The organism is Mesorhizobium newzealandense, assembly GCF_042682145.1.
Taxonomy (GTDB): Bacteria; Pseudomonadota; Alphaproteobacteria; order Rhizobiales; family Rhizobiaceae; genus Mesorhizobium; species Mesorhizobium newzealandense.
The window spans coordinates 308,025-320,722 of record NZ_JBHUGZ010000014.1; the positions used below are offsets into that span (position 1 = coordinate 308,025).

The window sequence follows — 12,698 nt, forward strand, 5'->3', positions numbered from 1 at the left end:
GCAGGGAAACACCTAAACCCGTTCACATCAGCCTTTGCCCGTCGGCACCAAAATACAGCGGCGACCGGTAGCGGATCACCACTCTGTCGCCTTGCCCCAGATCCGTGTCGGGATCGGTCAGCGTCACCAGCTTCCTGGTCCCCACCGTCACATGCAGATGGTTCTGGTCGCCGAGATGTTCGACCCAGTCGACGATGCCGTCGGCTTGGCCGTTGGCGGCCTTCTGGATCGATAGATGCTCGGTGCGTGCGCCGATCGTTTTCGTGCCGGCCGGCGCGCCGCCGTCAGGCAGCAGCCCGGTCGGCAGAAGATTGATCGCCGGCTGGCCGAGCCTGGCCGCGACATGCAGGTTTGCCGGCTCCGAATAGATGGTGCGCGGCGAGCCGATCTGCACCAGCACGCCGTCGGCAAGGATGCCGATGCGGTCGGCCATGGTCATCGCCTCGATCTGGTCATGCGTGACATAGAGCATGGTGGCGCCGAGTTCGGACTGGATGCGCTTCAGTTCGAGCCGCAGATCCGCGCGCAGCTTGGCATCGAGCGACGACAGCGGCTCGTCCATCAGGTAGATGGCGGGCTTGCGCACCAGCGCACGGCCGATGGCGACGCGCTGCATTTCGCCGCCTGAAAGCTTGGTCGAGCGGTTGGCGAGCTTGTGATGAATGCGCACCATCTTCGCCACCTCTTCGACCCGGCGGCGGATTTGCTCCTCCGGCATTCTTCGCGCCGGCGAGCGCAGCGGGAAGGCAAGATTGTCGAACACCGAAAGGTGCGGATAGAGAGAATATTGCTGGAACACGAAGGCGGTGTCGCGCTCGGCCGGCGACAGTGTCGTGGCATTGTGGCCGCCGATTTCGATCGTGCCGGCATCCGGACGCTCCAGACCGGCGATCAGCCGCAGCGTCGTCGTCTTGCCGGCGCCTGTCGGCCCGAGCAGCACGACGAACTCACCATCGGCGATCGAGAGGTCAAGACCATTGACGGCGACATGGTCGCCAAAACTCTTGCTCACGTTCTTGATGTGCACGTCAGCCATGCTGCACTCTCCGCTCCGAGGCTGCATCGTGGATCGCGGTTCTCACCGCACGGCCCGACCCTTTCTCGAACAGCGACAGCCGCGCGCTGCTCAGCGTCAGGCCGACATGGTCGCCGGTGGAGAGCCGGATCTCGGCAGGCACCCGCGCCTTGATGATGCCGTCCGCCGTCTCCACCGCGACGATCTGCGTGGTGCCGAGATATTCGGTGCCGTAGATGGCGCCACGCAGCTTGGAGGCATCGTCGAAGCGGATGTGTTCCGGGCGGATGCCAAGCGCCATGTCGGCCGGTGCGATATCCTCGCGTACCTCCGGCACCGCGACCTTGGCGCCCTGGACGACGATTTCTTTCGCGCCCTTGGCGAGCCCGCCGCCGAAGCCCAGGAAATTCATCGGCGGTGAGCCGATGAAGTCAGCGACGAACATGGTCGCCGGCCGGTCGTAGATTTCACGCGGCGTGCCGAACTGTTCGATGACGCCATGGTTCATCACCGCGATCTTGTCGGCCATCGACATCGCTTCCATCTGGTCGTGCGTGACATAGACGGTGGTGGCGTGGATGCGGTTGTGCAGTTCGCGCAACTCGTGGACCATCAAATCGCGGAACTCGGTGTCGAGCGTGCCGAGCGGTTCGTCCATCAGGAAGCATTTTGGCCGCCGCACGATGGCGCGGCCGAGCGCGACGCGCTGGCGGTCGCCGCCGGCAAGGCCGGAGACGGATTTGTTGAGCAGATGGTCGATGCGCAGAAGCTTGGCCGTCTCTTCGACGCGCTCGCGAATCTCGGCCGACGGCATGCCTTGCGCCAGCAGCGGGAAGCCGATGTTCTTGCGTACGTTCATGTGCGGATAGAGCGCGAACAGCTGGAAGACGAAAGCGATGTCGCGCTCGCGTGCCCGCAGCATGGTGACGTCGTCGCCGCCGAGCAGGATCTGGCCGCCGGTCGGCAGTTCGAGCCCGGCGATCATGCGCAGCGTCGTCGTCTTGCCGCAGCCAGACGGTCCGAGCATGACGAAGAACTCGCCATCCTCGACGACGAAATTGGAATCCTGCACGGCGACGAAATCGCCGAAGGCCTTTCTCAGATGCTGAACACGAATTTCGGCCATGGCTATTCCGGGAACTTCGAGACGATGATGAACATCACGGTGCCGGCGAGCATGGTGATGAAGGAATAGGTGTAAAGCGCTAGCGCGAAGGGCTGGAACAGCATCAGGAAGCCGATGGCGATCAGCACTGTGGCGATGTTTTCCATCAGCCCGCGCCTGGCCCAGACCGGCCAGCGCGATTTGCGTTTCTGAGGGCTGGTCATGCTCATTTGCGCACCGCACCGAAGGTGATGCCGCGCAGCAATTGCTTGCGAAGCAGGATGGTGAAAACCAGGATCGGCACGAGGAAGATCGTCGTTCCGGCGGCGACCGCCGGCCAGTCCTGGCCGCCTTCGCCGATGATGGTCGGGATGAAGGGCGGCGCCGTCTGCGCCGTGCCGGAAGTCAGCAGAGCCGCGAACGCATATTCGTTCCAGGCGAAGATCAGGCAGAAGATGGCGGTCGCGGCGATGCCGGTGGTCGCCTGCGGCAGCACGGTGCGCCAGAAGGCCTGCAGCCGCGTGTAGCCGTCGATCATCGCGGCTTCCTCATATTCGCGCGGGATCTCGTCGATGAAGCCTTTCAACAGCCAGACGGCCAGTGAGACGTTGACCGCCGTATAGAGCAGGATCATGCCGAGCGCGGTGTCGGACAGGCCAAGCTCGCGGTACATCAGGTAGATGGGAATGGCGACGGCGATCGGCGGCATCATGCGCGTCGACAGGATGAAGAACAGGAGGTCGTCGGCCAGCGGCACCTTGAAGCGCGAGAAACCATAGGCCGAAAGCGTGCCGAGAAACACCGCGCAGAAGGTCGAGCCGAAGGCGATGATCAGCGAGTTGACGAAGCGCGGCAGGAAGTTTGACGGGCCGGCGATCACCATGTTGCGCTTGCGCGTGGTCTCGTCGCAGAAGCCGGTCGCCGGGCCCAGCGAGTTGATGTATTCCGGCGTCTGCCGGGTGCGCGTCGAGAACAGGTTGCAGTAGCCCTCGAGGCTCGGCTGGAACAGCAGCTTCGGCGGATAGGCGATCGAGTCCGGCGGCGTCTTGAAGCTGGTGGCGAAGATCCACAGCAACGGCACGATCGAGATCAGCGCGTAGAGCACGATGATCGTTCCGGCGATGCGCTTCGAGTTTGCCGAGGGTGCGACGACCGAATGGGCAGTGGTCAGGCTCATCTCTGCTTCACCTTGTTGAGCGCCTTGACGTAGATGTTGGCGAGGCCAAACACCGCGACGAACAGGATGATGGCGAAGGCCGAAGAATAGCCTGTCCGCCAGCTTTCGAAGGCCTGGCGTTTGAGCGTGATCGAGGCGACCTCGGTGGTCGAGCCCGGCCCGCCGCCGGTCAAAAGATTGACCATGTCGAACATCTTGAAGTTCTCGATGCCGCGAAACAGCACCGCCAGCATGATGAAGGGCAGCGCCATCGGCAGTGTGATCGACCAGAACTGCCGCCAGTTGGAGGCGCGGTCGACCTCGGCCGCCTCATAGATGTATTCGGGGATCGAGCGCAGCCCGGCGAGGCAGATCAGCATCACGTAGGGCGTCCACATCCAGGTATCGACGATGATGATCGACCACGGCGCCAGCGACACGTTGGAGAGCATCTGGATGTTCGTCGGCGGGATGCCGGTGACGAAGGAAATGGCATAGGCGAACAGGCCGATCTGCGGCTCGTAGAGGAAGCGCCAGAAATTGCCGACCACCGCGGGCGACAGCATCATCGGGACCAGGATGAGCGTCGTCCAGAAGGCGTGGCCGCGGAACTTCCTGTCGATCAGCCAGGCCAGCGTGAAGCCGATCAGCGTCTGCAGCAGGATGGTCCAGAACACGAAATGCGCCGTCGTTTGCATGGCGATCCAGATGTCCTTGTCGCCGAGGATGCGCTGGTAGTTGGCAAAGCCGAGATTCTTCACCACCTCGTTGGGCCGGTTGGCGCGGTAGTTGGTGAACGACAGATAGATCGCCCAGAACAGCGGAAAGATGTTGATGGCGAGCAGCAACAGGATCGTCGGCGAGATGAACAGCCAGGCGAGGCCCTTGTCGCTGATGCCCCGGACCTTGCGGGCCAACGGTTCCGGGGTCGCCCGGGCAACGTTCTCCGCGGTCCGATTGAGCATGGTCAGTCCTGCTTCGGTCACTTGGGTCGTCTCTGTCATGGAATTTATCTGAACTGCGTCCCGTGCCAAGGGTGGCACGGGACGCTTGGGCCTAGCTCGGGAGGAGCCGGTTACATTTTGCCATCGTCCTGGAAGACCTGCGTCCAGTCCTTGACCAGGCCGTCGAGCGCATCCTTGGCCGAACCCTGGCCGGCGACGACATAGTCGTGGAAGCGCTTCTGCGACGCCTGCAGCAGCGGCGCGTAGCTGGGCTCGGCCCAGAAGTCCTTCACGATGGCCATCGAGTCGAGGAAGGTCTGCGCATAGGGCTGGCTGGCCGGGAATGCCGGGTCCTTCACCACCGCGTTGAGGCAGGAATAGCCGCCAAGCGACCACCACTTTGCCTGCACGTCCTTGTTGGCGAACCACTTGATGTATTTCAGCGCCGATTCCTGCTTGTCGGAATAGGACACCACGGAGATGCCCTGGCCGCCGAGCTGGGCGAACTGGTCGCCGTCAGGCCCCTTGGGGTTGACGAAATAGCCGATCTTGTCGCCGCCGACATTCTCGTCCTTCTGCAGGCCCGGCCATGTGAAGGCGAAGTTCATGTGCATGGCCACCTGGCCGGATTTGAAGGCATCGACGCCTTCGCCCATGTAGCTGTTCGAGGCGCCCGGAGGGGTGCAGCAATCATAGAGCGCCTTGTAGAACTCCAGGCCTTTCACCGACTTGTCGGAATTGACGAAGCCTTCCATCTCGTAGGGCTTCTTCGGGTTCTCGTACTGGAAGCCGTAGCTGTAGAGCACGTCCATGGCGCCCATGGTGATGCCTTCCGAGCCACGCTCGGTATAGATCGAGGCGCCGTAGACGGTCTTGCCGTCGATCTGCCGCTTCTGGAAGAACTCGGCGATCTGCTTCAACTGGTCGAAGGTGGCCGGCGGGCCGAGATCCCAGCCGTATTTCTCCTTGAATTCCTTCTGCAGTTCCGGCTTGGAGAACCAGTCCTTGCGGTAGGTCCAGCCGACGACGTCGCCCATGGCCGGCAGCGCCCAGTAGTTCGGCGTGTTCTTCGGCCATTCCGAATAGCCGACGACGGTTGCCGGCACGAAATCGTCCATGCTGATCTTCTCCTTGTCGAAGAAGTCGTTCAGCTTGACGTAGTGGCCGTTCTCGGCGGCGCCGCCGATCCACTGGCTGTCGCCAATGATCAGGTCGCACAGCTTGCCGTGCGAGTTCAGCTCGTTGAGGAAACGGTCGGCATAGTTGGTCCACGGCACGAACTCGAATTTCATGCCGATGCCGGTTTCCTTGGTAAAATCCTTGGACAGTTCGACAAGTGCGTTGGCCGGGTCCCAGGCGGCCCAGCACAGCGTCAGGTCTTCAGCGTGCGCGACGGTCGAGACGGCTGTCGACGCGGATATCGCCGAGGCCAGTCCCAACGCCAGTTTCAAGCTCGATTTCATGCCTTCCTCCCATTTGCGAAACGCGCCCGGATGACGGTTTCAAGAGCCCTAAACCCCTCTCCTCAGGGCCCAAACATGGCGGCGCGGTAGCGCGGCAGATGTTTAGTAATTTGTTTAGTGATGCAATTTTACTAAACAACGCAAGCGAATTCGTTGCTGCGCCGCAGCATGCCGGCGACGGTGTCTGAAAACGTTGGGAAAAGCGTGGATCGCGGGTCGGACTGTCGAAGCCGCTCAAGTCGAGTCCGACCAGGCCGGAAGGTCGTCTCGACGCTCAGTCGACCCGTTTGGTGCTCACCATCACCGGCCGGATCGCCGGTGCCGGCGGCAGCAGCGCGCGGATGTCGGCGAAAGGAAACACAGGTTCGAAGCGGAAGGCCTCGGCCAACGAACCCTGCGCGCCGTTGCACTGGCCCGAACGAAAAAGGTTCTGCGTCCGCGTGCCGTCGACGAAGCGATCGGGATCCTGCGACTGATGCATGCGGATCGCCTTGGCCTTGATGTCGGCATGGCCGCAAATATCGACATAATGCGTCGGCGAAAACCCGGTGCCGCCGAGCGTGTCGGCATGCAGAACCGGAACGGAAAACGAAGCCGCGATGCGCACGCCGTCCGACAGCGCGCGATGGTCGCCGTGATAGTCGTTCGGGGCATGCGTGATCGCCAGGTCCGGGCCGATCTCGCCGATCAGCGCTTTCAGCGCGGCGATCAGCGTGGCATCGGCCACCAGCGCGCCATCCGGGAAGTCGAGAAAGCGTGGCGTGGCCCCAAGCAGGCCTGCCGCCCGTGTTGCCTCGTCACGGCGCGCCCGGGCAAGTACGCCGGGATCGCCCTTGCCGCCCTTGGCCCCATCGGTGGCTATGGCAAAAGTGAGTTCTGCGCCTTGCGCGGCATAGGCGGCCATCGTACCGAACATGAAGATCTCGATGTCGTCCGGATGCGCACCGAGCGCCAGTATTTTCAAGTCTCTCTCCCGGAAATGGAAAAACGTGACGAACGGAATTCTGCTCGCCCTGATCGCCTATGCAAGCTATTCGGGCAGCGATGCCGTTGTCAAAAGCCTGGGTGGGCAGCTTACGATCTTTGAGATCGGCTTTTTCATAACCTTGTTTGCCGGCTTCTTCCTCTTCTTCACGCGGCCGCCGGGCGAGCGCTGGCGCGATTTCTGGCGCACCAAAAGGCCCTGGGCGGTGCAGGCGCGCGCTTGGGCTGGCATCGCGTCCGGCGTGCTCAGCGTCTACGCCTTCACTACCATTCCGCTGGCGGAGGTCTATGCGCTGGTCTTTCTGGCGCCGCTCTGCGTCACCATCCTGTCCACACTCATCCTCAAGGAGAAGGTCGGTCCGTGGCGATGGCTGGCGGTGGTCGCCGGCTTTGCCGGCGTCATGCTGGTGGTGCGGCCCGGGTTTCGCGAACTCAATCTCGGCCATCTTGCCGCGTTTGGCGTTGCCTTCCTCGCCGCTGCCAGCGTCATTCTGATGCGCTCGCTGGCACAGCAGGAAAAGCGCACGACCATGCTGGGCGTGCTGGTCGGCTACGGGCTGGTGTTCAACGGCGTCGGTGCAGCCGCCACCTCATTCACCATTCCAGACGGCAAGCAGCTGGTGTGGCTGGTGATGTCCGGTGCCTTCACCGCTTGCGGGCAATTGCTGCAGCTCCTGGCGGTCAAGTATGCGCCCGCCAACCGGATCGCGCCGACGCATTATTCGCAGATCGTCTGGGCGGTGATCCTCGGCGCGATGTTCTTCCAGGAATACCCCGACTGGCTGTCGCTGGTCGGCCTCGCCGTCGTCGGCGGCTCCGGCCTGCTGACCATGGTGCGCGAGGAGGCGCGGCTGGGCACGGTGCGCTGGAACCCGTTTTCGCGCACCCGGCTTTGAACCGGTCCGGCTCCTAAGAGACTGTTTCGAAATTCGCTCTGGCGAGTCATATGGTGGTGGTTTCGAGAACCGGAGCGCAGCGGACATTTGGGTCCGTGAGCACCGGAAGCGCAGAAAACGCCATCAGATGGCCGCCAGAGTAGAAGTTCCAAACAGTCTCTAAGTTGCGTGGCCACCGCGACCGCTGATATGCGGACGGAGCGGGCCTGCCGCGATCGGACGAACGCATCCCTGGAACGATGACCACGAAACCCTTGCCGGAGCTTCCCGTATCCGCCGTGCTGCCGGCGCTGAGTGAAGCGCTCGGGCGTGGCAACAGCGCCGTGCTGGTGGCGCCGCCCGGCGCCGGCAAGACGACGCTGGTGCCGCTGGCGCTGCTCGATGCGCCTTGGCTGGGGGCCGCCAAGATCGTGCTGCTCGAACCGCGCCGGCTTGCCGCCCGCGCCGCCGCCCGCCGCATGGCCGAATTGCTCGGCGAGGAGGCCGGCGCCACCGTCGGTTATGCCATGCGCATGGAGAACCGCACCTCGGCAAAGACCAGGATATTGGTTGTCACCGAAGGTGTGCTGGCGCGGATGATCCTCGACGATCCCGAACTGCCCGGAATCTCGGCGGTCATCTTCGACGAATTCCACGAGCGTTCGCTCGATGGCGATTTCGGTCTTGCGCTGGCGCTCGACGTGCAAGGGGCGCTACGGCCGGATCTGCGGGTGCTGGTGATGTCGGCGACGCTCGACGGCGCGCGCGTCGCCAAATTGCTGTCGGGCGCGCCGGTGATCGAGAGCGAGGGCCGCGCCTTCCCGGTCGATATCCGTTACGACGAACGTCCGGCCGGCGTCACCATCGAGGACGCCATGGCCAAGGCGATTCGATCTGCTCTCGCTGAAGAAATCGGCAGCGTGCTTGCCTTCCTGCCCGGCCAGCGCGAGATCGAACGCACCGCCGAGCGGCTGGCCGGCAAGGTCGGCGCCGACGTTGACCTCGTGCCGCTCTACGGCATGCTCGACGGCAAGGCGCAGGACGCGGCGATCAAGCCGGCGCCTGCAGGCCGCCGCAAGGTGGTGCTGGCCACCTCGATCGCCGAAACCTCGATCACCATCGACGGCGTGCGCGTCGTCATCGATTCCGGCCTGTCGCGGCTGCCGCGCTACGGGCCGGCCAGCGGCCTCACCCGGCTGGAAACGGTGCGCGTCAGCAAGGCGTCCGCCGACCAGCGCGCCGGCCGTGCCGGGCGTACGCAGCCGGGCGTCGCCATGCGGCTGTGGCGCGCCGAACAGACGGCCGCGCTCCCCGCCTTCACGCCACCGGAAATCCTCGAAGCCGACCTGTCCGGCCTGTTGCTCGATTGCGCCGCCTTCGGTGTCGTCGACCCGACAAGCCTCGCCTTTCTCGATCCGCCGCCCGCGCCGGCGCTCAACGAGGCCAGGCTGCTGCTGCGCGCGCTCGATGCCATCGACGAGGCCGGGCGCCTGACGGAGCAAGGCGCTGCGATGCGCAAGCTCGCTCTGCCGGTGCGGCTGGCGCATATGGTCGCCGAGGCAGCCAGGAGCGGCCATGCCGACGAGGCAGCCTTGCTTGCCGTGCTGCTCACCGAGCGTGGCCTTGGCGGCGACGGCGCCGATCTGGAACGGCGGCTGATGCGCTTTCGCTCGGAACCATCGCCGCGTGCGACCGCGGCGCGCCAGCTTGCCGAACGGCTGGCGAGACAGGCCGGCGGCGCGAGGAGCGGCGAAGCTGTTTCCGCCGGCCTCCTCCTCGTCCACGCCTGGCCGGACCGCGTCGCCAAGGCGCGTGGCGAGCGCGGCCGTTTCGTGCTGGCCAACGGTTCCGGCGCCATGCTCGACGCTGCCGACCCGCTGGCGGGCGAGCCGTTTCTGGTCGTCGCCGACCTGCAGGGCAAGGCGCAGAATGCGCGCATCACGGCTGCGGCGGCAATCGGCGAGGACGATGTCCGCGCCGCCCTCGCCGACAGGATCGAAACACGCAGGCAAGCGAGCTTCGACCGCGACCGCCGCGCAGTGCGTGTGCGCGAGACGGTGCGACTCGGCGCCATCACGCTCGCCGAGCGCATGCTGCCGCCGCCAACCGGCGCCGATGCCGATCGCGCCATCCTCGATGCGGTACGCGAGCATGGGCTGGCGCTGCTGACCTGGAGCAAGGAGGCGCAAACGTTGCGCCAGCGGCTGTCCTGGCTGCATCGCGGCCTGGGAGCGCCGTGGCCTGACATGACGGACGCCGCCCTCATCGAGCGCCTCGACGACTGGCTGCTGCCGTTCCTGTCCGGCGCGGCATCCTTTGCCGCCATCGATCCGGGCGTTGTTTCGGCTGGGCTGGCCACACTCGTGCCGCACGACTTGCAGCGCAGGATCGACACGCTGGCGCCAACCCATTTCGACGCCCCGTCGGGCAGCCACGTGCCAATCCGCTATGATGGCGAATGGCCGGTGCTGGCGGTTCGCGTGCAGGAGCTGTTCGGCCTCGACCGCCATCCAGCCATCGCCGGCGGCACGGTGCCGCTGACGCTCGAACTGCTGTCGCCGGCGCACCGGCCGATCCAGACGACGCGCGACCTGCCCGGCTTCTGGCGCGGTTCTTGGGCCGATGTTCGCGCCGATATGCGCGGCCGCTATCCCAAGCATGTCTGGCCGGAAGATCCGCTGCTCGCCGCCGCCACCGCCCGCGCCAAGCCGCGCGGGACGTAGCCCCTCGACGCAGCATTTTTGATGAATCGCGTGCGGCTGCGGACTGCATGCCTTGGCGATTGGCGCAAACGCCCATCGCTTCGCACGGGCGGAGCAGGGAGTATAGCGCGACGCAGCGCAGACCCGTGGATGACGACGTTGGGAAGCTTCGGCCAACCCCGAATGTTTAGCCCACCGAAACGAACGATGAATTTCGGTCGCCAAGAGGCTTCCAACCCGTCAGATCACCGGTGCAGCGCTACTAGCGCTTGTCGCTCCGCGGCTGTAATTCATCACCATGATCAACGTTTTTCGTTCGCCCGATTTCCAGCAGAGCCAGAGACTGCGCCTCAACACGCTGATCAGGCTGCGCTGGCTGGCCATCGTCGGTCAGAGCGTGACGGTTCTCGTCGTCGCCTATGGCTTGAAATTCCCGCTGCCGGTCAGTCTCTGCTTCGCGCTGATCGCCTGTTCGGCCTGGATGAACCTGTTTCTCGCCTTTCACTTTCCGGCGGCGCACCGGCTCACTCCGCTCGCGGCCTTCGGCATCCTCATCTTCGACAGCCTGCAGCTTGCCGGCCTGCTTTACATGACCGGTGGTCTCACCAACCCGTTCTCGCTGCTGATGACCGTGCCTGTCGTCATTTCGGCGACATCGCTGCCCCTGCGCCTGACCGCGATTCTCGGTGGACTGGTGATGGCGGCGGCGACCCTGCTGGTCTTTGTTCATCTGCCGCTGCCCTGGCATGAAGGCGCGCCGCTGGCGATGCCGTTCATCTATGTCGCCGGCATCTGGATGGCGGTGCTGTCCTCGATCGCCTTCACCGCCATATACGCCTTCCGGGTGGCCGCCGAGGCGCGGCTTCTGGCCAATGCGCTTGCCGCCACCGAACTGGTGCTGCAGCGCGAGCAGCACCTTTCGGCGCTCGACGGGCTGGCGGCGGCGGCCGCGCACGAGCTTGGCACGCCGCTCGCCACCATCACGCTTGTCGCCAAGGAGATGGAAAAGGCGCTCGGCAAAGATCCGAAATACGGCGAAGACGTCAGGCTGCTGCGTTCGCAGAGCGAGCGCTGCCGGGAGATCCTCAAGCGCCTGACCAGCCTGTCGTCCGAGGGCGAGGCGCATCTTTCCCGGCTGCCGCTGACCTCGCTGGTCGAGGAGGTCACCGCCCCGCATCGCGACTTCGGCATCTCGATCAAGCTTCGCCCTGGCGAGCGCATCGGGCCCGAACCCGTCGGGCGCCGCAATCCCGGCGTCATCTACGGCCTCGGCAACCTGGTCGAGAACGCCGTCGATTTCGCCCGCAAGAGCGTCACCGTGCGCTGGAGCTGGGACGAGGCCGCCGTCACCTTCTCGATCATCGATGACGGACCGGGCTTTCCGGCCGAGATCATCGACCGTATCGGCGAGCCCTATATGTCGACGCGCCAGGGCACGGAAGCTGGCGGCGGCCTGGGGCTGGGGCTGTTCATCGCCAAGACGCTGCTCGAACGCTCGGGTGCGACGCTCGATTTCCGCAATTCGAGCGGCCTGGGCGAGGGCGCCGTGGTACAGATATCGTGGCCGCGTGGTGTGTTCCTCAATCCGGAAATCACCTCGGCCAGTATGTTCGACACCGCCTGAGAGCCTTCCAAGGGCTCGAAGAATTGGACAATCAGGCTCAGGAACTATATCTGCGTAAAATTAAGGCAGCAGGAATTTTGCGACTATGACAGGCGACGAAAATATTGGCGCAATGGTTGAAGGCGAGGACACCTCGCTGCTCATCGTCGATGACGACAAGCCGTTCCTCACGCGTCTGGCCCGCGCCATGGAAACCAGGGGCTTCGTGGTCGAGACGGCCGAGAGCGTCGAGGAGGCGGTCGCCAAGGCGCGCGCCAATCCGCCCGCCTATGCCGTGGTCGACATGCGGCTCGGCGACGGCAACGGCCTCGACGTGGTCGCGGCGATCCGCGAGAAGCGCGACGATTCCCGCACAATCATCCTGACCGGCTACGGCAACATCGCCACCGCGGTGACGGCGGTGAAGCTCGGCGCCGTCGATTACCTCTCCAAGCCCGCCGATGCAGACGACATCTTCGCCGCGCTCACCCGCACGGCAGGCGAGCGCGCAGCGCCTCCGGAAAACCCGATGTCGGCCGACCGCGTCCGCTGGGAGCATATCCAGCGCGTCTATGAAATGTGCGAGCGCAATGTCTCCGAGACGGCGCGCCGGCTCAACATGCATCGCCGCACCTTGCAGCGGATACTGGCCAAGCGCGCGCCGCGCTGAGAGACTGTTTGGAAATCCGCTCTGGCGGCCATCTGGGGGCGTTTTCTGCGCTTCCGTTGCCCACGGACCGATGTCCGCTGCGCTACGGTTCTAGAAACCACCACCATGTGACTCGCCAGAACGAATTCGGAACAGTCTCTGAGACGCCGAAACACGGTCTGGTACTTGCCCGGCTGACGGG

The 12,698-nt window shown here is 64.5% G+C and carries 11 protein-coding genes; 4 read left to right on the top strand and 7 right to left on the bottom strand.

Annotation, left to right across the window (positions count from 1 at the left end; genetic code table 11):
- Positions 1-22: 22 nt before the first annotated feature.
- The 7 genes from ACFSOZ_RS22085 to ACFSOZ_RS22115 form a co-directional block, all read right to left on the bottom strand.
- Entirely contained in the window at positions 23-1,036 is a 1,014-nt protein-coding gene (locus ACFSOZ_RS22085) for an ABC transporter ATP-binding protein (RefSeq protein ID WP_379101487.1), read from the bottom strand.
- Complete coding sequence (locus tag ACFSOZ_RS22090) at positions 1,029-2,141, bottom strand: ABC transporter ATP-binding protein (RefSeq protein ID WP_379101489.1); 1,113 nt, start codon at positions 2,139-2,141, stop codon at positions 1,029-1,031. The genes ACFSOZ_RS22085 and ACFSOZ_RS22090 overlap by 8 nt, the downstream gene beginning before the upstream one ends.
- 2 nt (positions 2,142-2,143) lie before the next feature.
- A complete protein-coding gene (locus tag ACFSOZ_RS22095) occupies positions 2,144-2,350 on the bottom strand; it encodes a hypothetical protein (protein ID WP_379101491.1) in 207 nt (68 codons plus the stop codon).
- Positions 2,347-3,297 carry a carbohydrate ABC transporter permease gene (locus tag ACFSOZ_RS22100; protein ID WP_379101493.1) on the bottom strand — a complete coding sequence of 317 codons (951 nt, stop codon included), beginning with the start codon at positions 3,295-3,297 and terminating at the stop codon, positions 2,347-2,349. Before ACFSOZ_RS22100 ends, ACFSOZ_RS22095 begins: the two co-directional genes overlap by 4 nt.
- Positions 3,294-4,241 (bottom strand): carbohydrate ABC transporter permease, encoded by a 948-nt coding sequence (locus tag ACFSOZ_RS22105; protein WP_095084297.1) that lies wholly within the window; start codon positions 4,239-4,241, stop codon positions 3,294-3,296. Before ACFSOZ_RS22105 ends, ACFSOZ_RS22100 begins: the two co-directional genes overlap by 4 nt.
- Before the next feature lie 110 nt (positions 4,242-4,351).
- Positions 4,352-5,683, bottom strand: a complete 1,332-nt coding sequence (locus ACFSOZ_RS22110) for an ABC transporter substrate-binding protein (protein ID WP_379101495.1) — start codon at positions 5,681-5,683, stop codon at positions 4,352-4,354.
- Between the two features lie 274 nt (positions 5,684-5,957).
- Complete coding sequence (locus tag ACFSOZ_RS22115) at positions 5,958-6,647, bottom strand: PIG-L deacetylase family protein (protein ID WP_379101496.1); 690 nt, start codon at positions 6,645-6,647, stop codon at positions 5,958-5,960.
- A 25-nt stretch (positions 6,648-6,672) separates the two neighbouring features.
- Here ACFSOZ_RS22115 and ACFSOZ_RS22120 point away from each other — a divergent pair, with 25 nt between their 5' ends.
- From ACFSOZ_RS22120 to ACFSOZ_RS22135, 4 genes are all read left to right on the top strand, one after another.
- On the top strand, positions 6,673-7,563 hold the full coding sequence (locus ACFSOZ_RS22120) for a DMT family transporter (protein WP_379101498.1): 891 nt from the start codon (positions 6,673-6,675) through the stop codon (positions 7,561-7,563).
- Between the two features lie 239 nt (positions 7,564-7,802).
- Complete coding sequence (hrpB, locus tag ACFSOZ_RS22125) at positions 7,803-10,265, top strand: ATP-dependent helicase HrpB (RefSeq protein WP_379101500.1); 2,463 nt, start codon at positions 7,803-7,805, stop codon at positions 10,263-10,265.
- Between the two features lie 277 nt (positions 10,266-10,542).
- Positions 10,543-11,868 carry an ActS/PrrB/RegB family redox-sensitive histidine kinase gene (locus ACFSOZ_RS22130; protein ID WP_379101502.1) on the top strand — a complete coding sequence of 442 codons (1,326 nt, stop codon included), beginning with the start codon at positions 10,543-10,545 and terminating at the stop codon, positions 11,866-11,868.
- Positions 11,869-11,953: 85 nt separating this feature from the next.
- A complete protein-coding gene (locus ACFSOZ_RS22135) occupies positions 11,954-12,517 on the top strand; it encodes an ActR/PrrA/RegA family redox response regulator transcription factor (RefSeq protein ID WP_111544836.1) in 564 nt (187 codons plus the stop codon).
- Positions 12,518-12,698 lie beyond the last annotated feature (181 nt).